Origin of the sequence: Streptomyces sp. NBC_00289 (genome assembly GCF_041435115.1) — a bacterium.
Lineage (GTDB): Bacteria > Actinomycetota > Actinomycetes > Streptomycetales > Streptomycetaceae > Streptomyces.
The window spans coordinates 9,761,918-9,783,820 of sequence record NZ_CP108046.1; the positions used below are offsets into that span (position 1 = coordinate 9,761,918).

The 21,903-nt window shown below is 69.7% G+C and carries 20 protein-coding genes; 14 read left to right on the top strand and 6 right to left on the bottom strand.

Translation table 11 applies throughout. The features are described 5' to 3' along the window. Nucleotides 1-33 precede the first annotated feature (33 nt). The 4 genes from uvrA to OG985_RS44180 all read left to right on the top strand — a co-directional run bounded on the left by uvrA (nucleotide 34) and on the right by OG985_RS44180 (nucleotide 4,958). Complete coding sequence (gene uvrA, locus OG985_RS44165) at nucleotides 34-2,502, top strand: excinuclease ABC subunit UvrA (protein WP_371674040.1); 2,469 nt, start codon at nucleotides 34-36, stop codon at nucleotides 2,500-2,502. Between the two features lie 288 nt (nucleotides 2,503-2,790). Continuing rightward, nucleotides 2,791-3,285, top strand: coding sequence for a GNAT family N-acetyltransferase (locus OG985_RS44170; protein ID WP_371674041.1), 495 nt, complete (start codon nucleotides 2,791-2,793; stop codon nucleotides 3,283-3,285). A 377-nt stretch (nucleotides 3,286-3,662) separates the two neighbouring features. Further along, nucleotides 3,663-4,277 carry a hypothetical protein gene (locus tag OG985_RS44175; RefSeq protein ID WP_371674042.1) on the top strand — a complete coding sequence of 205 codons (615 nt, stop codon included), beginning with the start codon at nucleotides 3,663-3,665 and terminating at the stop codon, nucleotides 4,275-4,277. 408 nt (nucleotides 4,278-4,685) lie between these two features. Beyond that, a complete protein-coding gene (locus OG985_RS44180; protein ID WP_371674043.1) occupies nucleotides 4,686-4,958 on the top strand; it encodes a zinc-binding dehydrogenase in 273 nt (90 codons plus the stop codon). 144 nt (nucleotides 4,959-5,102) lie between these two features. On the opposite strand, the gene OG985_RS44185 is transcribed toward OG985_RS44180, so the two are convergent. Further along, the gene (locus OG985_RS44185) at nucleotides 5,103-5,225 is read right to left on the bottom strand and encodes a hypothetical protein (protein WP_371674044.1); all 123 of its coding nucleotides are present in this window, start codon (nucleotides 5,223-5,225) and stop codon (nucleotides 5,103-5,105) included. Nucleotides 5,226-5,598: 373 nt separating this feature from the next. Here OG985_RS44185 and OG985_RS44190 point away from each other — a divergent pair, with 373 nt between their 5' ends. Continuing rightward, nucleotides 5,599-6,033, top strand: a complete 435-nt coding sequence (locus OG985_RS44190; RefSeq protein ID WP_371674045.1) for a hypothetical protein — start codon at nucleotides 5,599-5,601, stop codon at nucleotides 6,031-6,033. Between the two features lie 165 nt (nucleotides 6,034-6,198). Continuing rightward, complete coding sequence (locus OG985_RS44195; protein WP_371674046.1) at nucleotides 6,199-6,771, top strand: YceI family protein; 573 nt, start codon at nucleotides 6,199-6,201, stop codon at nucleotides 6,769-6,771. 544 nt (nucleotides 6,772-7,315) lie between these two features. Here the strand turns inward: OG985_RS44195 and OG985_RS44200 are convergent. After that, the gene (locus OG985_RS44200; protein ID WP_371674047.1) at nucleotides 7,316-8,146 is read right to left on the bottom strand and encodes a helix-turn-helix domain-containing protein; all 831 of its coding nucleotides are present in this window, start codon (nucleotides 8,144-8,146) and stop codon (nucleotides 7,316-7,318) included. A gap of 232 nt (nucleotides 8,147-8,378) precedes the next feature. Here OG985_RS44200 and OG985_RS44205 point away from each other — a divergent pair, with 232 nt between their 5' ends. From OG985_RS44205 to OG985_RS44220, 4 genes are all read left to right on the top strand, one after another. Beyond that, nucleotides 8,379-8,774 carry an MmcQ/YjbR family DNA-binding protein gene (locus OG985_RS44205; RefSeq protein ID WP_371674048.1) on the top strand — a complete coding sequence of 132 codons (396 nt, stop codon included), beginning with the start codon at nucleotides 8,379-8,381 and terminating at the stop codon, nucleotides 8,772-8,774. Next, nucleotides 8,771-9,139 carry an MmcQ/YjbR family DNA-binding protein gene (locus tag OG985_RS44210; RefSeq protein WP_371674049.1) on the top strand — a complete coding sequence of 123 codons (369 nt, stop codon included), beginning with the start codon at nucleotides 8,771-8,773 and terminating at the stop codon, nucleotides 9,137-9,139. The genes OG985_RS44205 and OG985_RS44210 overlap by 4 nt, the downstream gene beginning before the upstream one ends. A 499-nt stretch (nucleotides 9,140-9,638) precedes the next feature. Then, nucleotides 9,639-9,947, top strand: a complete 309-nt coding sequence (locus OG985_RS44215; protein ID WP_371674050.1) for a hypothetical protein — start codon at nucleotides 9,639-9,641, stop codon at nucleotides 9,945-9,947. 297 nt (nucleotides 9,948-10,244) lie between these two features. Further along, the gene (locus OG985_RS44220; protein ID WP_371674051.1) at nucleotides 10,245-10,598 is read left to right on the top strand and encodes an ANTAR domain-containing protein; all 354 of its coding nucleotides are present in this window, start codon (nucleotides 10,245-10,247) and stop codon (nucleotides 10,596-10,598) included. A 5-nt stretch (nucleotides 10,599-10,603) separates the two neighbouring features. Here OG985_RS44220 and OG985_RS44225 read toward each other — a convergent pair whose 3' ends face one another. After that, nucleotides 10,604-10,969 (bottom strand): STAS domain-containing protein, encoded by a 366-nt coding sequence (locus OG985_RS44225; protein WP_371674052.1) that lies wholly within the window; start codon nucleotides 10,967-10,969, stop codon nucleotides 10,604-10,606. A gap of 167 nt (nucleotides 10,970-11,136) precedes the next feature. Between OG985_RS44225 and OG985_RS44230 the strand changes: the two genes are divergently transcribed. Next, nucleotides 11,137-11,616, top strand: coding sequence for an ATP-binding protein (locus tag OG985_RS44230; protein ID WP_371674054.1), 480 nt, complete (start codon nucleotides 11,137-11,139; stop codon nucleotides 11,614-11,616). A 562-nt stretch (nucleotides 11,617-12,178) separates the two neighbouring features. On the opposite strand, the gene OG985_RS44235 is transcribed toward OG985_RS44230, so the two are convergent. Then, the gene (locus OG985_RS44235) at nucleotides 12,179-12,940 is read right to left on the bottom strand and encodes a ZIP family metal transporter (RefSeq protein WP_371674055.1); all 762 of its coding nucleotides are present in this window, start codon (nucleotides 12,938-12,940) and stop codon (nucleotides 12,179-12,181) included. Nucleotides 12,941-13,999: 1,059 nt separating this feature from the next. Continuing rightward, entirely contained in the window at nucleotides 14,000-14,530 is a 531-nt protein-coding gene (locus tag OG985_RS44240; RefSeq protein WP_371674056.1) for a GNAT family N-acetyltransferase, read from the bottom strand. Nucleotides 14,531-15,035: 505 nt separating this feature from the next. Between OG985_RS44240 and OG985_RS44245 the strand changes: the two genes are divergently transcribed. From OG985_RS44245 to OG985_RS44255, 3 genes are read left to right on the top strand one after another with little or no spacing between them, the layout of a single operon-like run. After that, complete coding sequence (locus tag OG985_RS44245) at nucleotides 15,036-15,704, top strand: RNA polymerase sigma factor (protein WP_371674057.1); 669 nt, start codon at nucleotides 15,036-15,038, stop codon at nucleotides 15,702-15,704. Beyond that, nucleotides 15,701-16,777: a CU044_5270 family protein gene (locus tag OG985_RS44250; RefSeq protein WP_371674058.1), complete on the top strand. Its 1,077-nt coding sequence runs from the start codon at nucleotides 15,701-15,703 to the stop codon at nucleotides 16,775-16,777. The genes OG985_RS44245 and OG985_RS44250 overlap by 4 nt, the downstream gene beginning before the upstream one ends. Then, nucleotides 16,777-20,163, top strand: coding sequence for a S8 family peptidase (locus tag OG985_RS44255; protein WP_371674059.1), 3,387 nt, complete (start codon nucleotides 16,777-16,779; stop codon nucleotides 20,161-20,163). The genes OG985_RS44250 and OG985_RS44255 overlap by 1 nt, the downstream gene beginning before the upstream one ends. Before the next feature lie 620 nt (nucleotides 20,164-20,783). Here OG985_RS44255 and OG985_RS44260 read toward each other — a convergent pair. Next, on the bottom strand, nucleotides 20,784-21,902 hold the full coding sequence (locus OG985_RS44260) for a fatty acid desaturase (RefSeq protein WP_371674060.1): 1,119 nt from the start codon (nucleotides 21,900-21,902) through the stop codon (nucleotides 20,784-20,786). Between the last annotated feature and the right edge of the window lies 1 nt (nucleotide 21,903).

The window sequence follows — 21,903 nt, forward strand, 5'->3', positions numbered from 1 at the left end:
GCGGTTCCCGGCGCGATCAGGTAATCAGGAACGGTGAACAAGGACGCGAGTGACCCCTTCGTGCATGTCCGGGGCGCCAGTGAGAACAACCTGCGGAACATTGATGTCGACGTTCCGCGGGAGGCGATGGTCGCCTTCACCGGCGTCTCCGGTTCGGGTAAGTCCTCACTCGCGTTCGGCACGCTCTACGCGGAGGCCCAGCGGCGCTACTTCGAGTCCGTGGCACCGTACGCCCGAAGACTGTTGCAACAGGTCGGTGCGCCGCATGTGCAGGAGATCACCGGGCTGCCGCCGGCCGTGGCCCTGCAGCAGCGACGCGGGTCGCCCAGCTCGCGCTCGACGGTCGGCACCATCACCACGCTGTCCAATCTGCTGCGCATGCTGTACTCCCGCGCCGGCACCTATCCGCCCGGGGCCACGCGGCTGGAAGCCGAGTCGTTCTCACCCAACACCGCGGCCGGCGCCTGCCCGAACTGCCACGGACTGGGCGTCGTACACGACGTCGCCGAGGACCTGCTCGTCCCGGACCCCTCGCTGAGCATCCGCGAGGGGGCGATCGCCGCCTGGCCGGGTGCCTGGCAGGGCGCCAACCTGCGCAGTGTCGTGAACGGCCTGGGGATCGACATCGACCGACCGTGGCGCAGGCTCAGAAAGAAGGACCGGGACTGGCTGCTGTACACGGACGAGCAGCCCTCCGTGTACATCGAGCCGGAGGAGGACCGCATCGACTACGGCTACCAGGGCAAGTTCTGGAGCGCCCGCAAGCACGTCATGCACGTCCTCGCCGACTCCAAGAGCGAGAAGATGCGCGAACGGGCGCTGCGGTTCGTCCGGAGTGTGCCCTGCCCCGAGTGTCACGGCAGCGGACTGCGGCCCGAGGCGCTCGCCGTGACCTTCGCCGGACGTTCCATCGCCGAGATCAACGCGATGCCGCTCACCGAGGTCGTGGCGCTGCTGCGGCCCGTCGCCGGGCGGTCAGAGGCCGACGCCACCACGTCGACCGCCCGATCCGGGGAGACGACCGAGGTCGCGGTCCGCATCTGCGGCGATCTGGTCGCGCGGATGGAGGTACTGCTCGACCTGGGCCTGGGGTATCTCAGCCTCGGGCGCCGCTCGACGACCCTGTCGCCCGGCGAGGCGCAGCGCCTGCGGATCGCCACCCAGCTGCGCTCGGGGCTGTTCGGCGTCGTCTACGTCCTCGACGAACCCTCCGCCGGCCTGCACCCGGCTGACGCGGAACCGCTCCTTGACGTGCTGGACCGCCTCAAGGCGGCCGGCAACTCGCTGTTCGTCGTGGAGCACGACATGGACGTCGTACGGCGGGCGGACTGGGTGGTCGACATCGGCCCCGGCGCGGGCGAGGGCGGCGGACGCGTGCTGTACAGCGGCCCGGTCGCCGGTCTTGAGCGGGTGGGGGAGTCGGCCACGAGCCAGTACCTGTTCGGGCGCGCCCAGCCGCTCGATCACCGCCCGCGCACACCGCACGGCTGGCTGCACCTGAGTGGCGTGTCCCGCCACAATCTGCGCGACGTGTCCGTCGACGTACCGATGTGCGTGATGACGGCGGTGACGGGCGTGTCCGGTTCCGGAAAGTCGACGCTGGTGACGCAGGTGCTCGCCGAGGTCGTCCGCGGCCACCTCGGACTCGTACCCGAGGAGCCCGACGAGGCGCAGCTGGAGGTCGACGTCCAGGACGCGTCGGGACTCGAGTCGTTCGACCGGCTGGTCCTGGTCGACCAACGGCCCATCGGCCGAACTCCCCGGTCCAACCTGGCCACGTACACGGGGATGTTCGACGCGGTGCGCAAGCTGTACGCGGCGACGGACGAGGCCAGGGCGCGCGGCTACTCGGCCGGGCGGTTCTCCTTCAACGTGCCCGAAGGGCGGTGCGAGACCTGCCAGGGCGAAGGATTCGTCGCGGTGGAACTGCTGTTCCTGCCCGGCACCTACGCGCCGTGCCCGACCTGCCACGGCGCCCGGTACAACGCCGAGACGCTGGAAGTCACCTACCGCGGCAAGAACATCGCGGACGTGCTGGCGCTGTCCGTCGACGCCGCCGCCACGTTCCTGTCCGCCGTCCCGGCCGCCTCCCGCAGCCTGGAGACGTTGCGCGAGGTGGGACTGGGCTACCTGCGGCTGGGCCAGCCCGCGACGGAACTCAGCGGTGGTGAGGCGCAACGCATCAAACTGGCCACCGAGCTGCAGCGAGCCCGCCGCGGGCACGCGCTCTACCTGCTCGACGAGCCGACGGCGGGGCTGCACCCCTCGGACATCGCGCTGCTGCTGCGACAGCTGCACCGGCTCGTCGACGCCGGCAACACGGTCGTCCTCGTCGAGCACGACCTGGACACGATCGCCACCGCCGACTGGGTCATCGACCTCGGGCCGGGCGGCGGCGACGCGGGCGGGCGGGTGGTCGCGGCGGGCCCGCCGACCAAGGTGGCCAGAGCCCGCCGCAGCGCCACCGCGCCCTATCTCGCCGCCCGGCTCGCGCGCTCCTGACGACGGCGCGGCGGGCTGAGCACCGGTCAACCGGGTTCGGGGAGCAGGATCGCGCGCGTCGCCATGCTGCGTTCCGGTTTGTGGTGGTTATCGCTCATGGCTTTGTCCACGAGAACGGGCTCTGGCTCGACTTCTGTGGTGAGAGCACGCTGAGTAATGAGGTGGGGAGGGACAGGCCCGGCTGGCTGATACCCCAGCCGTAGATCGTTGTGTGTCCTGGTCTTGGGGCTCTCTGCCGATGGCGGAAACTCGGGTGGCCCCGGCGCACGATCTGGGTACAGTCGGGCGGTGCCCGAGCTGAAGCGGCTGCATGCCGGCCACGCCCCGGCGGTCCTGGCCTTCGAGCTGGCGAACCGCAGCTACTTCGCTGTCTCGATCTCAGATCGCGGCGACGACTTCTTCGACCAGTTCGCCGACCGGTACAACGCCGCGCTGGCCGAGCTGGAGGCCGGCATCTGCGCCTTCTATGTGCTCGTCGCGGAGGACGGCTCGGTACTCGGCAGGTTCAACCTGTACGACTTGGAGGACGGCACTGCCAGACTCGGCTACCGGGTCGCGGAGCAGGTCGCCGGCCGCGGAGTGGCGACCGCGAACGTCCGGGAGCTGTGCCGGATGGCGGCAGCGATGCACGGCCTGCGCACACTGCGGGCGGCCACCTCCCACGACAACGCCGCGTCCCAGAAAGTCTTGGCCAAGGCCGGGTTCGTCCCGGTTGGCCCTGCCACCCCGGCCGATCTCGGCGGCAAGTCAGGCACTTGGTACCAGCGCGACCTCCAGCCATAGACCGTGATCTTGCTCGTCGGTTGGCTGCGGGAAGGCTGCGGGCACCGCTGATCATCGGGGTGTGGAGACTGAGGATCTTGCGGTGGCCGCAGGTCACCGCGTAGACCCTGCTCGCCGGCAGGAAGCCAGCTGGTCGCAGGTCGCCGTCGAACGATCCTCTTCCGTCGGCTGCGGTCCTGACCCTGCCGAGCCGGCCTCAGGTCAGAGCACGGCCACACTTGCGGGACAGCGTTTCGCCAGAAGCGCGAGGGGGAGACAGCGGCGTCGACGAGAGTACCGACCGCTGGGGGCTCGCGGGTGGAGCTGTCACTGGTGGCTGCGATGATCGCCTCGGCCGGCGTGAGCACGCTGGCATCGCGACTCTGGGGTGGTTTCGAATGCATACGTGGCAGGAGCTTTCCGCGCTGGTGGAGGAGCGGCTGAAGGCGGCGTCGTCCGGCGAGCGTGGTGTGTTCGCCGCCGGTGTCGCGGAGCGCCTGATGAGTTGGCACCAAGCACTGCCCGAGGACGAGCAGGCGCCGTTTACCGTGAGTCTGCGGCCGCTGCTGAATTCCGTGTGGGAGGGAGTCCTCGGCGACTCGACGGCCTTCTCGGCTGTTAAGCGCGGTGTCGGCGAGTACATGCTCAGCGAGTACTGCCACAACGACGGCCAGGACGGGCCGGATGACGCGGACGAGTCAGCTGCAGCGGCGACGTTGTACGCCGCACATGCCTACCTGTTCGGCTGCCAGGAATTTGCCGCTTGGACCAGCAACCGGGCGGTTGAGGCGATCGACCAGCACCTTGAGTACCTGGCCGACCAGGTAGAAGACGACGAACTCTCCGTCGACACGGGCGAGGCACTCGCCTGCGAGCTCCAGCGGCAACTACGGGATTTGGACCTCATCGCACGCTACTCAAAGGATCTTCGCCGGGCCGGCTCGGGACTGCCCATCGACACGTCCATACGGCTGCGAGTCGAGCTACGCGCTCCTCTGTCCAGCCGGGAGTGATCTTCCCAGAGCATTCGTGCGTGCCATGCGGTTCGGGGGGTGGGTGCGGGCGAAGCGCTGGCAGTTCTCCTACGGGGGTTGACGGCGTGGCATCTGCTGCGGTCTGTCGCGCGTATCAGGCCCGGTGAGAGCGTGGTGGTCCATGCCGCCGCGGGCGGGACGGGCAGTCTCGTCGTCCGACTGGCCCAGGAGTCCGGGGCAGGACGGATCATCGCCACGGCGTCTCCGACGAGAAGCGTGCCTTTGCTCTCGAGCTCGGCGCGGACGCGGGGATCGACGGCGACGCGGAAGGCTATCGAGAGCGGGTTTTTGCCGCCGATCACGGACACCCGGTCGGCATCGTCCTGGACGCCATCGGCGGCGCCGTCCTCGACGCCGCCCTGACCACTCGGGCACCTCGGCCGACTGGTGACCTACGGCGCCTCGTCCCGGCAGGCAGCCTCCGTGATTGCGCCGAGCCGACTGGCGGTGGACAGCATCACCGTCGCCGGCTTCTGGGTCATCCCGCTCATCGCCAGGAACGGCGCCGGCGGTGCGGAGCTGGCGGAGCTGCTCGACCTCACGGCGCGGCGTCGCCTGCGGCCCCAGGTCGGCGCGGAGTACGACCTGGCGCGGGCCCGCGACGCGCACGAGGACCTGCTCGGCCGCCGTACGAAGGGCAAGCTGGTCCTCCGCCCTTGACGACGAACGCCTGTCTTGCCACCGGGCGGGCCCCACTGTCGGCCCGTGCCGTCACCCGCTGGCTTCTCACCCACCCCGATGCCTTGCAGCACTACTGATTCCCAATGGAGTTGTCGACCAGTGTCGGTTCAGGCTGTGGGGGTTTCAGAGGAGGGCGATGGCGGGCGCCGGTGCGGTGGTCTCGAAGGTGCGACCGTCGCGTATCAGGGCCCGCAGGACGTTCAGACGACGTGGAGCGAGGGCAATGATCGCCTCTGTTTGTGGCATTTTCCCTCGTCTCTCCTGCGTTCGTAGAAGGCTTGGGGGACGGGGCAGGAGCGGGCGGTGACCATGGCAGACATGTAGAAGACCCGCACAAGGCGGCCGCAGTAGTGCCGTGGCCGGCGTAGTTGCCGCGGACGCGTCCGGAGTCCTTGGGGACGGGGGCCGGCCCGGCGACGCCGGCGAGGCGGTCGCAACTGCCGAAGACGTTCATGTCGCCGCGCGTCTCCAGCGGTCGGATCGGACGTCAGCGCACATCCAACCGCCACGACCACCAGCCCGGCGAACATCCTGGTCAGAGCTGCTGAGGAGCTGCGCGTTTGACACGCCTCGGACGGGTGGCAGGGTGGTTGGAGAGCGACCGATTGGGAGGCTCGGCATGGCATCCGTTACGGCATGGCGATCCACAGCGCGGCAACTGCCGCTCAGGCTCACCGTTGGCACGTTCTTCCTCAACGCCGGGCTGTCGAAACGCGGCGCGGACCAGGCCACCGCTGAAGGGCTGCATCAGTTCGCCACCACCACCTACCCGTTCCTGGGAAAGCTCGACGCCCAGCAGTTCGCCCGGCTGCTCTCCACTGGGGAGATCGCCATTTCCGCCGCGTTGCTCCTGCCGGTGGTCCCTGTCGCTGTCGCCGGGGCTGCGCTGACCGCATTCTCCGCCGGCACGCTCGGTCTGTACCTGCGCACGCCGGGCATGCGCCGAGAAGGCAGCCTTCGCCCCACGGAGCAGGGAACCCCGCTGGCCAAGGACGTCTGGATGCTGGGCATCGGCATCTCCCTCGTCATCGAGGGCGTGACCAAGCACCGGTGACCTGCGTCCACTGCTCGGCAATGCGCGCTCCGGTGACTTGACACGTCGTCCCGGCCTCAGGGAATCCGTGGCCCCGCGTCACGCAGCGCGCGTGCCCACCACAGCCCGTGGTCCTCTGTCGTCGTCCTATGCTGACCGAAGCGGGCAGTAGGCCAGGGAGCTTCCATGACCATGACCAGATGGTTCTTCGAGCCCAGCCATACGGGCGCGGAGTTCCGTGCCAGGCACATGATGGTCACTTATGTACGCGGGCAGTTCAAGAACATGCACGGCTTGCTGGAGGTCGATCCCGACGAGCCGGAGAAGGCCCGCGTCGAGGCGACGATCGACGCGACACAGGTGTACACCGGTCAGCCCCAGCGCGACGCCCACCTGCGCAGTGCCGATTTCTTCGATGTCGAGCACCACCCGACGTGGACGTTCGGCGGGTCGCGCGTTCATCAGCTGAGCGCAACGGAGTTCGAGATCACCGGAGACCTCACAGTACGCGGCGTAACACGTCCCGTGACGTTCGAGGTCACATACCTGGGACAGTGGGATACCCCCTGGTGGGAGGAAGGTCGGGACCTCGGCCCCAGACGCCGCGCTGGTTTCACCGCCACGACACGCATCAACCGCCATGACTTCGGGGTGAGTTGGAACGACGTGGTCAAACGGGGCGGAGTGGTCGTCAGCGCCATGGTCGATGTCGTGGTCGACGTCGAGGCTGTCCTGGAGGCGGACGAAGCAGACGCCTGAACAGCCCCGGGTGGGGTAGAGATCACTCCGCCCTGCCCCTTGGCTGGCCGCTGGCCACCGTCTCTTCTCGGGCCGGTAGGCGGCGGCCCGTGTCCTCCAAGAGAACCCTCGCGCCGGACTACCAGCGGATCTTGTCGGTGCTGGAGCTGAAGCGGCCCGGGAGGGCATGCGCTGCCAGCAACTGGCTGCCGGGCTGGGACTGCAGGCCGTCGCGGCGAAGACTGGGCCGCCGCAGGCGGGTGATCGAACGCCCGGCCCTTCTGCCGTTTGCCGCACCGCTGTTGCTCGATCTCGGGGGCAGCTCACGGGTGGCGCCATGCAGTGCCTGATCGGCTGGCTTCCCAAGGTCCACCGGGTCCGCTGATGGCAGATCCCAGACCGCACGGGCCTCCCCTCGGCGGCCTGGGCTTCGGGAAGAAGAGAAGCAAGGAAGTGTCATCTGCTGACCACCAGCTGACCGCCACTCGCCGAGTGCTTTGTCGGATCCCAGGAAAGGATTGGGAGACGTCACCGCTCGCGGCCGCGGGCCACCGCCGTGCTCTGCTCACGGATCGGGCGTGGTGTCGCGGGCCGCGTAGGCGGCCGGGGTGAGGCCGGTGCGGTCGCGGAAGAAGCGGCCGAAGTTCGCGGGATCGCTGAAGCCGAGGTGGACGGCCACCGTCCGGGCGTCCCACCGGGCACCTCCCAGCAGGCGCCGGGCTTCCAGGAGGCGCCGCTCGTCGATGAGCTCGCGCACCCCCTTACCGGTGGCGTCCCGGGCGGCGCGGCTGAGGGTGCGGACCGAGCAGCCGAGCAACTCGGCGTAGTCCGCGGCTTGGTGAAGCTCACGGAAACGCAGCTCCAAGGCGTCCAGGAAGCCGCCATACCTGTCGGCGCGGCCTATGCCGGCCGTGGCCGTGCCGACAGGGACGATGCCCGGGGAGTTGGCCAGGCGCAGCAGCAGCGATTCGAGCAGGCTGCGCCGCAGGGCATGGTGGATGTCGAGGGGGCGGCGCCCGAGTGCGCGGTGTTCGTCCAGGAGCTGGAGTGCCGTCTGCTGGAGCCAGGCGGTGTCGTCGGGGTGCGGGCTCAGCACGGCGGGGGCCTCGTGCGCGGTGAGCGGGGCCAGGAGACGGGCGAGGTCGGGCCGCAGCACGTCGGGTTCGAACAGGATGAACGGGCCGCGGGCCGCGCCGGGCGGATGCCAGCACTGCGCATGCCCGGGACGCACCCACAGCCATTGGCCGGGGGCGACGGTCCGCGTGGCGTAGTCGACGTCATGCCGCAACTCGCCCTCGGTGACCGCGATGAGGTAGTGGAAGGTGGCACGGCCCGGACGGGGCGGGTTCCACGGCCAGTCGTCGTGCTGGGCGAAGAACTCCTCGACGGTACTCACCTCAAGGCCGTAGGGAGTACCGACCGGGGGCTGGAAACCGTACAGCGGAACCGCAGCTGGTCCGGCCTGCCTGCTCGGCCCGGAGTGTCGCTTGTCGACCATCACGTGTCCGCAGCCTACCGCCATTCCAGTCGACTTCGACGGAAGGATGGCACGAGCCACCGCGCCGTGCGGCGCGCCCTCCGCGCCCTCGATGCCGCAGTCCGTCACCGCCCAGGGAGGCCCACCGCCCATGAACGGATCGACCCTGCAGAAGACCGCCGCCGACTGTGCGGAGGAACTTCCCGGAGCCCAGCTGGAGCACCCCTTCGGTCCCGACTGGGAGGTCTTCAAGGTGCGCGGCAAGGTGTTCATGCTGATGACCGAGGTTCCCGGGCGTCCTGTCGTGATCCTCAAGGCGGACCCCGGCGAGGCCCACGCTCTGCGGCAGCAGTACAGCCACATCACCCCCGGCTACCACATGAACAAGAAGCACTGGATCACCCTGGAGAGCGGGGAAGGCGTCGACAAGAAGCTGGTCGAGGAACTCGTCACCGACTCCTACCGGCTCGTCGTCGCTCACCTGCCCAGGGCTGAGCGGCCCGTCGACCCGCACAGCTACGGCACCGGCGCACGGGCGGCCCGGTGAACGCGGCCGGTGACCGGCTCCAGGACACCGCCCGCCAGGCGGCCCTGGCCCTCCCCGACGTCAGCCACGGCTATCCCTTCACGCCGGGACTCGACGTGTACAAGGTCGCGGGCAAGGTGTTCCTGATCGTCACCGACGACCCGGACGAACAGATCATCACGGTCAAGTGCGAACCCGAACACGCCCGCGCTCAAGTACACGGCTACGCCTCGATCACACCGGGCCGCTATCTCGACAAACGCCACTGGATCTCGCTGGGGCCGGGACCCGGCATCACCGAGCGGATGGTCACCGACGTGGTCGAGGACTCCTACGAGCTGGTCGCCGAGCGGCTACCGCGACGCGACCGCCCCAGTGCCCGATGAGCACCGCGAGCACCCCGCGCGGCCGCCAGTGCGGACTACTCGCCGCGCCCACCACGGGGGCCTCCGTCCTGGCCGTACCACTGGGCGGATACCCCCGCCTGTTCGGAGTGCCGGCACTGATTGCCGGCCTCGCCGCCCTGGGCACCTTCGGGACCAGACCACGCCCATCACCTGTGAAGCCGTAACGACGACCAGTCAGATGACCGGACAAGCTGAAGGAGATGGGGCGGGAGCGTGGGCAAGCGGCGAGGGGAGCGGGGCGTCCTTGCGTTCTCAGGGCCGCGGGGCCGCGCGATGCCGGGCAGGCGATGCTGCCCGGACCCGTAGAGGCGGGTGTGCCGTGCCGTCATGGTGGCGCGTTGGCTGGTGAGGGAGCTGGGGGCGTCCGTCACTCGGTTGGCCTGACGGCCGTGAGTGTCTGAAAATTGGGTGGCATGATCTGCGTTGTTCCGGGCAGGCGGCGTTGGTGTCGTGTGTGCCTGCTGAGCTTGCTTCGCAGGTGAGTTCTGCCCTGGTGCAGGCCGGCTTTCACGTGCTGGGCGACGCGGACAGTGCTGGCCTGGGGTTGCGTGTGGTAGAAGTGCCGGCCGGTGTTGTTGTCCAGTGGACAGTCTCGGACGGGTTCACCGCGCTGGCCCGCGAGCAGGCCATCCGTGCTCCGGGCGGCGACAGTATGGGGGCGATGGTCCAGGCGGCGGTGTCAGGGCTGCTGGTCCAGTTGGGGCACACCGTCGCACAAACCCCCGACGGCGTTGACCTGATCGTCCTCGCCGACGAGGCCACTGCGCCAAACAGCGGTCACACGTAGGCGTTCAACTGCCGCAATTTGCGCGGATGCTCGCCGGCCGCGCCGCCCCGCCGTCTCCTGCAAGGCGGCCGTCCTGGGCGGGTTGTTGGCTGGATGGTGAGAGACAGGTATGAGTGCCGGCACCGGGGCGACTCGGCGGGCAGGGGTTGGGCAGTCAGCCTCTCGGGCTCTTCGCTGGCCGTGGCCGGTCAAGAGCCCTTCCCCATGCCGCATGTGATCTTTGCGGCGCGCTGAGGGTGACTTGCCGCTCGCGGGCCAGGGCAGGTGTACGTGAAACCCCCTGTGTGGAGATTGGTGATGACGACTTCCCGCGAGCAGCAGACCGTGCCTGACACGACACGCGACCCTCTCCTGACCGGCCTTCGGCAGGAGAATGCTCAGCTGCGGCAGGCGGTCGACTCCCACGCGATGGTCGACCAGGCGATCGGTGTCCTCATCGCGGTCCATCGGCTCCCGCCGGCGGCCGGGTTCGAGGTCTTGCGGGAGGTTTCTCAGCACACGAACGTCAAACTCCACACGGTCGCCGAGACGGTGATCGACTGGGCATTGGGCCAGCCGATGCCGGACCCGGTGGGCCAGGAGCTGAACGCGGCGGTGCGGCGGCGTACTCCTGACCCTGAAGCCACCGAGGCCACGGAGCAGGTCGAGTAGGGCTGTCAGGCTTTGAGGGCCTGCTCGACGGTGGGGTGGCAGTCGATGACCTCGTCGATGCCGACCATGTGCAGCAGCCGCACGACGGAGTCCTGGGCGCCGGCGATGCGCACCCACCCCTGGGCCGCGCTCACGCGCCGGTGGGCGGTGACGAAGACGTTGATCCCGCTGGAGTCCATGAAGGTCACACCGCTGAGATCCGCCACGATCCGGGGCGGCGGCGGGCCGTCCTGGGACAGCAGCGCCCGGCTGAGGACGTCCATGACGGCGTGGTCGATCTCGCCGTGCACGCTCACGACCAGGACGCCGTCGACCACCGCGGACCGGACGGAAAACCGGCCCGGCCGGTCTTCCCCTGGGATGTCGGTCACCGTCTCCTCAATTGCCCCTCGACGTGCCCGCTCTGGGCGTACGCGATGATTCTGCCCCACCGCCACGGCGCGATGCACCCAGGTGGCCGTGCTGGACGACACCCGTATGGCATGCAGGAGACTGTCGCGGGTACTGACGCGCGTTGACGGGGGAGAGAGGCGAAAAGGTGGGATCTCGTGCCGAGGGTGAGGGCTGTGCCGAACCGGATGCGTACCTGATGCGCGCCGGCTACGCCCTGGAGGGAGACGGCGGCTGCATCGCCGATGCCCGCCGCCACGCCGTCGCCTTCCTCGACCAGGTCCACACCGATCATCACCTGCACATCCCCGCCCGCACCCGGGACCTCACGCAGTTGGTGGTCAGCGAGCTGGTCACCAACGCCCGCAAGTACGCCCCCGGCCCGGTCCTGATGGAACTGCGTATCACGGCCCGGGCCGTGGACGTGGTCGTATGGGACTCCGATCCCACCGTCCCCGTGCCCCGGGCCGCTGATCCCGGCAGGATCGGCCAACACGGCCTGGAGATCGTCAAGGCCGCCGCCAAGGACCTGTTCATCGAGCAGGAGCCGGTCGGCAAACGCGTCACGGCCCGCCTTGCTCTGTCCGACCCGGCCAGTAGCGACACCGCGGCCCGCCCCCTGGCGTAGGGGCAGGCTGAGTGGGCTGACGCGTGGTCACAGCGACGGGCGGGGGCCGGAGGGCGGCGGGTCGGGTGGGGTGGGGGGTTCGTCGAAGCCGGTGACCAGATCGGTGCACAGATCACAGAAGGTGAGGTTGCGGTCGCGGGAGGCGGTGCGCAGGATCCCGTGCGTGAGGGCTGGTGTTGTGCTGTTGGGCCATGACGATGCCGACCGCCTGGTTGATCACGCAGTGCCGGCGCAGGGCCTGCTGGAGATGGGCTGCAGAGGGTCGTCGACCCATCCGCCGTCGGGGTAGGCCATGAGGATCCGTTCCGCGGGCCGGTCGGCCCGCTGGCCGGGACAGTGGAAGCGGGGTCACTGAAGCCCGCAGGTTCCTCCCTCGCAGGGCCACATCCCGGCATACGGTCGACACCCAGCTCCACAAGGGGACCTGGGATAATGAGCCGTACACCCCCAGCCTCCTCCCAGGACGGCACTGCGCACAACACCGCCCCAGCTGTCTTCCGCAGCCTCTGGCCCGCTCACACCCGTAGCGGCGCGGCATGGTCACCACTGCCAGCCACAAGAGTCAGGTGTGGGAGAGGGCGAAGGAGACGAGGAAGCCGCTGACCGTGATCAGCCCGATGGCCAGGTGGGCGTCGTCGAACGCTTCGGGGATCATCGTGTCGGCGACCATGGCGAGGATCGCCCCGGCCGCCACCGCGGTCACCACGGCGATCACGGCGGGGGAGAAGGAACCGACCACCGTGTAGCCGAGGACCGCCGACACCGTACTGGCCGCTGCGATGGCCGCCCACACGCCGAACACGTACCCGCCGGTGCGGCCGGCCTGCTTCATCCCCGCCGAACTGGACAGCCCCTCGGGAACGTTGCTGATGAACACCGCAGCCACCGTCACCAGACTGACCGCACCCCCGTCGAGCAGACTGACACCGATCACCGCGGACTCCGGCACCCCGTCGAGCAGGGCGCCGAGCGCGAGCGCCGTCCCGGACCCGCCCTGCTCGGCCTCCGAGGGCTGCGCTTGCGCCTGCGCATGACCGGAGCGCTTGCGGTGGCGGGCACCCCGGCGGGCCAGCCACACGTTTCCCCCGGTGTAGGCGACGGCGCCGATGAGGGTGCCGACGGCTGCGGGAGCCAGCCCCGCCTCCTCGTAAGCCTCGCCGACCAGTTCGAAGGACACCGCCGAGATCAGCACCCCGGCCCCGAAAGCCATCACCGTCGCGATCACCTTCTGCGGCACGCGTAGCCCGTACCCCAGCGCAGCACCCAGCAGCAGCGCCGAGCCAGCCGCCAATCCCCACAGTCCAGCCTCAACCATGTCAGCCATGCCGGTCCGTCTACCCGCTGTGCATAAGGATCAACGGCCAACTCGGCGCGGCACGCGCCCTCGGGCACAGCGAAAAGCCCCAGGTCACCATGCTGGATCTCGTAGTCGAAAGGCTGGCGCGGGCGCCGCTGTTGCGTCGCGCGCGCGACGCCGGGCGGACAAGCCGCCCGACCGGGCACGCCAGGATCCGGACACCGTAACGGCTCCGGGAATCACCTTGCCCAGGCGTCCGATGTGTGAGCGACAGCGGAGTGTCTCGCTCTCGTGGCAGTGGCTGGACGGCCCCGTGTCAGTGACGTGGTCGTCTCGCGTCAGCTCCGTTGTCACTGGCGTTGTGGAGTACGCGAGGGGTTTTGCCCGGAGTGCTGAGGAACCGTGGGCTGTCATTGGGTGTGAGGGCCGGGGGAACCGGGCCCGGGGAGGGTTCCTGCCCGGCGTCTCCCGCCTGCGCGCACCGCGCCAAGCACCCGGCTCTGTCGGCATCCCCGCCGTCACCGGCGACCTGCCCGGCCGGCAACTCCTGGCCGAGATGGCTGCCCACGCGGCCGGGCGCACTCCGCCTGCGCCCGGCAGAGCATCGAACGGCCGCACGGATTCCTGGGCCGGCGGCGACTCGGCCGATGGACTCAGGACGTGCCGGCGCGCATCGCGTACCGGGGCGAGCGCAGCGTGCGGGAGCCCGGTGCGTAGGTGGACCAGGGTGACGAGCAGGACGCAGGCGGTCGGTGAAGGCCAGGTCGTGCTTCGGGCCGGGCACCGGCCTCCCGCTGCCGCTCGGCACCGCGCCGCTCGCGAAGTTCCGACTCGCGCCTGGCGAGCCACGGATCGGCCAACTCTTCGATCAAGTCGCCGAGATGTGCATGCGAGAAGCCGCGAAGGCAGAATGGGTCAAGGCCGCACGGGGCCCACATCTTGGTGACACTCGAAGAACCCGTGCGGCCAACCACGCCACGGCTGCCCGCCGCTGATCAATGGGTGTCGCTCATCGGTGGTAACTGTCCGAGCTGGGAACGTCCCTGCAGAAGAGCAAACGCAGCCGGCCAAGCACCGGATCGAGCATCAGGGCCTCAGCAGTCCGCCCACCCACCAGTCGTGCGGCTTGCCATCGTTGGCGATGCCGCGATGGCGCAGTGTCCCTTCGACGGTGAAGCCGAGTTTCTCGGCGACGGCACGCGAGCCGGTGTTCCCGGCCATGGCCCACCACTCGATGCGGTGCACGTCGAGGGTGGCCCAGCCCCAGTCACACAGGGCCCGAGCGGCCTCCACCGAGTACCCGCGTCCGCGCTGTTCCTTGACCGCCCAGTAACCGAGCTCCCAGACGCCGCGGCTGACGAGGGTCAGACAATACGAGCCAACCAGGGCGCCGGTGTCCTTGCGGAACGCGCCGAGGGTGTAGTCCCTGTCCTCGGCCCACTGGGCGGGCAGCTTCTCGCCGACGAGCTTCTCCGCGTCCGCACGCCGGTACGGCACCGGCACCGGGGTGTAGAACTGGATGTCCTCGTCCTGGCAGGCTTCGTACACCGCATCCACGTCGGCAGGTGTGAAGGCCCGCAGCACGAGACGGTCGGTCTCAAGCGTCACTGGATCCATCGCGGCAGTATGACCACCATCAACAAGCGGCGACCAGCGAATATCTCGACCGAGCGCCGCCCATCACCACACCCCCGGGCTGGTCAACGGCCCCCGCACACCTCGGATCAGCTGCCCCCGAGACGGAGCTACACCCACCATCAATCGCGGACCGAGCCGTAAGAGCCCTAAAGGCGAAGAGAGCATGTGTCGCAGAGCGGTGACATCGAAACCGGTCGAGCGAACAGGGCATCCGCCCTTGTGTGTGGGGGGAGGTGCTCACCGCACGGCGCACCGTTGTGGTAGAGGGCATCGCCGCCTTCACCTCCCTTGTGGGCGACGAGGGACGCCACCACGTCTCGGCTGACGGGCCGGTCGTGGCGCACGGGCTGCTGACAGCCTCCTTGGCGACACGGATCGGCGGCTGGTGTGCGGGCGACCGCTTCCCTGGTGTCGACAGCGACTCCCGGGACCGGTGTGACGTAGGACACTGGAACTCGTCCGCACTCGCAGGCAGTTCCAAGGCGTGACCACAGATATGCGAACCAGGGTACGAACTGGGGATCCGGACGCCTTTGCGGAACTCTTCGACGCATACGCCCGGGCGGTGTACAACCACGCTTTCCGGCTGACCGCCGACTGGTCCGCCGCCGAGGATGTCATGTCGGCGACGTTCATGGAGGCGTGGCGTCGCCGTGCGTCGGTCGAGGCCGAAGGGGGTTCGTTGCGGCCGTGGTTGCTGGGCATCGCCACCAACGTCGCCCGCTCCCAGTACCGCAGCAACCGGCGCTACCGGAACGCGGCCGAGGCGGCGGCCGCCGCGGGCGCCGCCGAGGAGCAGGTCGAGGACCACGCCGAGGAGACCGCCGGACGGCTTGACGACCGGCGTCGGATCGCCGCCACGCTCACCGCGCTCAGCCTGCTCAAACGCCCCGAACGTGAGGTCCTGACGCTGTGTCTGTGGGAGGGCATGGAGTACGCCGAGGCCGCCCGCGCCCTGGGCATCCCCGTCGGCACCGTCCGTTCCCGGCTGTCCCGCGCCCGCGGCAAGCTCCGCAAGCTCACCGACACGGAATTGCTGAGAGGGAAGAGCGCGGAACTGCTCAGAGAAGAACGGGAACTCACCATCCCGAACCGGCAGATAACAGGTGATCGCAGAAACGTGATCCGGTCCGCACAGGAAGGAAACCGATGAACGCCAGCCCCTCCCAGCCGCATCCGGCTGAGTGGACGGAGACCCAGGACCTCCTGCCCTCCGTAGCGCGGGATCTGCCGGCGGGCCGCCACCAGTTCCACAAGGAGCAGATGATGGCCCAGATCCACGAGGACCTCCGCACTACCGGCACCGACGCCCGTCCGGCCGTCGCTGCGCGGCGCCCCAACCCGTTCCTGCGCCGCGCGATCCTGCTGCCCGCCGCGGCCTTCGCCCTGGCCGGGGCGGTCGTGGCCGGCGTCGCCCTGTCCGGCGGCAACGGGGGCGACGGCAAGTCCGCCCTGGCCACCGGCCCCGCGCTGACCACCCAGGTCGGCGCCGCCGATGCCAAGGGCGCTCCCCAGTTGCTCGACCGCATCTCCCTGGCCGCCGCCGATGTCTCCGGGCCCGCGCCGCACGCCGGTCAGTTCGTCTACATCGCCTCCAAAGTGGCCAGCACCCACCCCAAGACCGTCGACGACAAGACCACCGTGGTCAGCCAGGAGCTGCACTCCCGTCAGGTCTGGAACTCCCTGGACGGCAAGGACGGCTGGCTGATCGAAGCGGGCGAGACGAGCGACAAGGGCATGACCCTGGCCAGCAAGGTCCCCTCCAGCTCGGCCTACGACGCCCTGGTCAAGCTGCCCACCGACCCCGCCGCGCTGTTCCAGCGGATCTACCGGGACTCGGACGCCGTCCGGGACCCCGAAGTGCCTCGCGACCAGGCGGCCTTCGTCGCCATCGGCGATCTGCTGACCGAGAGCTACCCGCCGGCCGAGCTCGCCGCCGCCCTCTACAAGGCCGCGGCCAAGATCCCCGGGGTGGTGGCGGTGGACGACGCGGTCGACGCCGTGGGCCGTCACGGGGTGGCGATCGCGCGGCAGAACGACGACGACGGCGAGCGCACCGAGTGGATCTTCGACAAGCAGACCCTGGAGTTCCTCGGCGAGCGCAACGTGGTGGTCAAGAAGGTGGCGGACAGTCCGTTCAAGGTCGGCACCGTCACGTTCACCAGTGCGATCACGCAGCGCGCGGTCGTCGACGCCAGCAAGCAGGTCCCGGGGCAGGCCGGCTGATGCGCACCGGTTCCTCAAGGGCGGCGCTGGCCGCCCTGCTGGTCGCGGGAGCGATGACGGGCGTCTCGGTGGCGGACACCGGCACGGGGCTCGGGTTGCGGACCGCGGACGCGGACACGGCGCCTGCCGCCGGTACGCAAATGAGTATGCGGACCGCCGGCGCGGCCACCGCCGCGGGGGCGGACGCCGAATCCCCGGCCCGACTCGTCACCCTGGTCACCGGGGACCGGGTCCGGCTGGACGCCCGGGGCCGGGTGACCGGCGTAGAGCAGGCACCGGGACGCGAGGACGTCCCGGTGTCCGTCCGACGCTTCGGCGGCGAGCAGTACGTCGTGCCGGCCGACGCCGCCGCCGGCATCGCCCAAGGCACTCTGGACAAGCGCCTGTTCGACGTCAGCGCACTGATACGCGCCGGATACGATGACGCCCGGCGTGGCACGCTCCCGCTCATCGTGTCGTACGACGGGAAGGTCGCCCGGCGCAGCCACACCCAGAGGTCGCTGGTGGCGGACGCGGACGTCACCGTACGCCGGGAACTGCCCAGTGTGGACGGCGCCGCCCTCACCGTGCCCAAGGTCGAGGCCGACGACGCCTGGCACGCCCTCACCTCCGCCGCGGGAGTCGCCCGGGTCTGGCTGGACGGCCGGTTCACGGCGCGGGCGGTGCGGCCGGAGGCGAGTGGCAACGTCACACAGATCGGCGCGCCGGACGCCTGGGCCGCCGGGTACGACGGCAAGGGCGTCAAGGTCGCCGTCCTGGACACGGGGGTCGACACCACGCACCCGGACCTCGCCTCGGTGGTCACGGAGTCGAAGGACTTCAGCGGCACCGGCGATACGGACGACCGTAAGGGCCACGGCACGCATGTTGCGGCGACCGTGGCCGGCTCGGGGGCCAGGTCCGGCGGCCTGTACAGGGGCGTGGCGCCCGGCGCCCAGATCCTCAACGCCAAGGTGCTCGACGACAGCGGTGAGGGCACCGACTCCGCCGTCATCGCCGGCCTGGAGTGGGCCGCCTCGCGGGGCGCGAAGGTGGCCAACCTCAGCCTCGGCCAGGCCGACACCCCGGGCAACGACCCGGTCGAGGCGGCCGTGAACGCTCTCTCCAAGACCACCGGCATGCTCACCGTCGCCGCGGCGGGCAACGACGGTCCCGGGCCCGGCACCCTCAGCTCCCCGGGCACGGCGGAGTCCGCGCTCGCGGTGGGCGCGGTCGACGGCGACGACCGTATCGCCGACTTCTCCAGCACCGGCCCGACCGCCGACAGCGCGCTGAAGCCGGACCTCACCGCGCCGGGCGTGGACATCGTCTCGGCGAAGGCGGCTCACGGCGTGCTGGGCGACCCGGCGGCGGACGGCTATGTCTCCATGTCCGGTACGTCGATGGCGACGCCGCATGTCGCGGGGGCCGCCGCGATCCTGGCACAGCGGCACCCCGACTGGACGGGAGAGCGGATCAAGCAGGCACTTACCGCCTCCGCCGCCCCGACGGCCGGCCTGTCCGGCTACCAGCAGGGGACCGGCCGGGTCGCCGTGGCGCGGGCGCTCGCCCAGACCGTGGTGAGCGAGCAGACCTCGGTGTCCTTCGGCGAGCAGCTGTGGCCCCACTCCGACGACCAGCCGCTCACCCGGCGCGTCACCTACCGCAACGACGGCGACCGTACGGTCACCCTGGACCTCGCCGCCACCGCGACCGGCCCGTCCGGACAGACCGCGTCCGAGGGCATGTTCAGGCTCAGTACCTCGCAGCTCACCGTCCCGGCGGGCGGCACCGCGAGCGTCGACCTCACCGCGGACACCCGCACCGAGGCGGCGGACGGCGCGTACTCGGGCACGGTGGTCGCCACCGGGCAGGGCGCCGACACGACCGTACGGACAGCTTTCGGCGTCATACGCGAGGCCGAGGCACACGATCTGACCCTGAAGTTCCTCAACCGCGGCGGGAAGCCCGTCAGCTCGCCGCTGACCGAGATCTTCGGCCACTCGGGCGACTACTGGACCACGGCCCTGGACGACTCGCAGCAGATCGCCAAGGGCGTCTACACGTTGCGCGTCCCACGCGGTGACTACGTCGTCGACACGGTGATGCCCGGGGCCGAGGGCCGAAACGGAGCCGAGAACACTTCGGCACTCGTCCGGCCGAACCTCTCGATCACCAAGGACACGACGGTCACGTTCGACGCCCGCAAGGCCGAGCCGGTCGAGATCGGTCCGCGTTCAGGCGGCGGGAAGATGGTGACCGGCTTCCTCAACTTCGGTGTGGGCGCCGGAATCAACGCACACAACTCGACCCTGTTCTGGGGTTCGTTCACGAATCTGCGCACCGCGACGCTGGGGCCGGCCGCCGCGCCGGGGAAGCTCAGCGGCCTGTGGCAGAAGGGCAGCACCACCTACAACCTCCTCTACAACCTGCCCGACCGCTTCCCCACCGGCTATCGGCACAGGGCGCGGATGAGTGAACTCGCCCTGCTGGAGCGGCACTTCGGCTCCTCCGCCACACACCGCAAGGGCATCGTCAACGCCATGTGGCACGGACCGACCCTGTCGCTGGGCACGGTGAGCGACCCGTTCCCGCTCCCGGCGACGGCGAAGACGTACGTCACCACGCCGAAGGGCTTTGGCTGGACGGCCGGCCTCGGCCAGCAGAGCGCCTCCGGGGACGAGTCCGACGTGTTCTACGACGAGGAGCGCCCGGTGTCCTACCGGGCGGGCCGGACGTACGAGTCGACGTACAACGTAGGCGTCTTCAGCCCTCTCGTCGGCGGAGGGCACGGCGCGCGGCGCAGCGGCGACACGCTCGACCTGTGCCTCCCCGACCTGGCTGACGGCGCCGGCCACCCGGCGTTTTCCGTGGCCGCACGGCACACGACGGTCACGGCGGGCGCCAGCACCCTCCTCGACAACGACGGCGACCTCTGCCAGAGCGTCGACGACCTCCCGACCGGTCCGACCCGGTACACGATCCGCACGGACCTGACCCGCCCGGCCACGGTGGCCGGCACCACCAGCCGCCTGACCGCGGCCTGGACTCTCACCTCGAAGCACACCTCACAACATCCGAACACCTCCACCCCCCTTCCCCTCTCCACCGTCCGCTTCCATCCCACCCGCACCGCCACCGGCACGGCCGCCTCCGGCCGCCGCACCACGGTCCCGCTCTCCATCGAGGGCCCGGCCGCGAAGCACCTGAAGTCCCTGGTGGTGAAGGTCTCCTACGACGCCGGAGCAACCTGGTCCGCCGCCCGCGTGACCACCGACCACGGAAAGAAGACCCTTGCCTTGACCCACCCGGCCGAAGCCCACTCGGTCTCCTTCAAGACGACCCTGACCGACACCGAGGGCAACACCTACTCCGCGACGATCCTGAGGGCGTACCTCCTCTCCTGACCCGCACGACGCAACCCTCGAAGCGCTCGTCAGCTCTCGCCCACACTCGGGGGTACAGCTGACGAGCGCTTCGGGCGTTCACGCCTCGCCGCGATCTACGACCCACTCGCACTCGTCATCGACGGGATCGTCACCAGACAACCGGGCCGGTCTGGTCGAAGAAACCGCTGGTCGAGCGCTCGTCGCTGTTCGTAGCGGCGTATGGCTCGGCTGGTGGCCCGGTCCGGAGCGTGAGGCGAGCCGGACGGTGCAGGGATGGTTCGGCTCACCCGCCCACCCCGGCAGCAGCGCGGGGTCGGACACGGGGCGACGAGCATCGGTTTTGGCAGTGTCCGCGTCACAGCCCATGCCTTCCACCCAGCCCGCCCGTCGGCAACCGAGTGCGTGTACGCACCCGGCTACCGGCCCGACCATGGCAGGTCAGCGCACTACAACACCTCGCCGGGGGGCTGTGTGCTGGACTCCTGGCGCACGTGCCGGGTGGCAGCGCGGCCGGACACTGGCTGCCACGGATCTGGTGGCGTACGGTCTGACGTCGCGGTCGCCCCACCGTCCGCAACGGATCTCAACCGACCCGGCGGTGGCGCCGGTACGGCCGAGAGATCTGGACCAATCGGGAATCAGGCGGCGACGAGCTCCTGCTCACGGTCCGGCGTTGTGACCTTGGGCTTCTTGTTCGGCAGTGAGAGCCGGAAGACCTTGTGCCAGGCGGAGAACACCTGCTTGGGCAGCGGGCCGGTGACGTACTCCAGCTCGTACTTCTCGAACAGCGCGCGCACCTTCACCGCGACCTCGGCGTACCGGTTGCTCGGCAGGTCCGGGAACAGGTGGTGCTCGATCTGGTGCGACAGGTTGCCGGTCATGAAGTGCATGGCCTTGCTGCCGCTGATGTTCGCCGAGCCCATCATCTGGCGCAGGTACCACTGGCCGCGCGTCTCGCCCCTGATCGACCGGCGCTCGAAGACCTGTACGCCCTCGGGGAAGTGCCCACACATGATCACCGAGTGGGTCCAGACGTTGCGGACCAGGTTCGCGGTGAACGTGGCGGCGAGCGTGGTGAGAAACGACGGGCCCGACAGCAGCGGGTGGATCACGTAGTCCTTGAGCACCTGCTTGCGGATCTTGCGGCCCACGGCCTTGGCCCGCGCGCGGAACTCCGGGTTCTTGCGGCGGCGCTTGCTCAGGTTCTTGCCGAGTTCCAGGTCGTAGGCTGCGATGCCGTACTCGAAGAAGCAGGCGTTGATGAAGTTCCACAGCGGCTGGCCGAGGTGGAACGGGTGCCACCGCTGGTCCTCGTCGACGCGCATGATGCCGTAGCCGAGGTCGTTGTCCTTGCCGATCACGTTGGTGTACGTGTGGTGCAGCTCGTTGTGCGAGTGCTTCCACTGCTCGGCCGGCGAGACGTGATCCCAGTCCCAGGTGGTGGAGTGGATCTTCGGGTCCCGCATCCAGTCCCACTGGCCGTGCAGGATGTTGTGGCCGATCTCCATGTTGTCCATGATCTTCGCCACGGACAGCCCGGCGGTGCCGAGCAGCCACGCGGGCGGGAAGAACGAGAACAGCAGCACGCCCCTGCTGACCAGCTCGAGCTTGCGCTGCGCCGAGATGACCTTGCGGATGTAGGCGGCGTCTTTCTCGCCGCGGCCGGCGATCACCTCGTCGCGGATCGCGTCCAGCTCGCGGCCCAGCTCCTCGATCTGCTCCGCGGTCAGGTGGGCGGTGGGGTCGATGGCGGTCAAG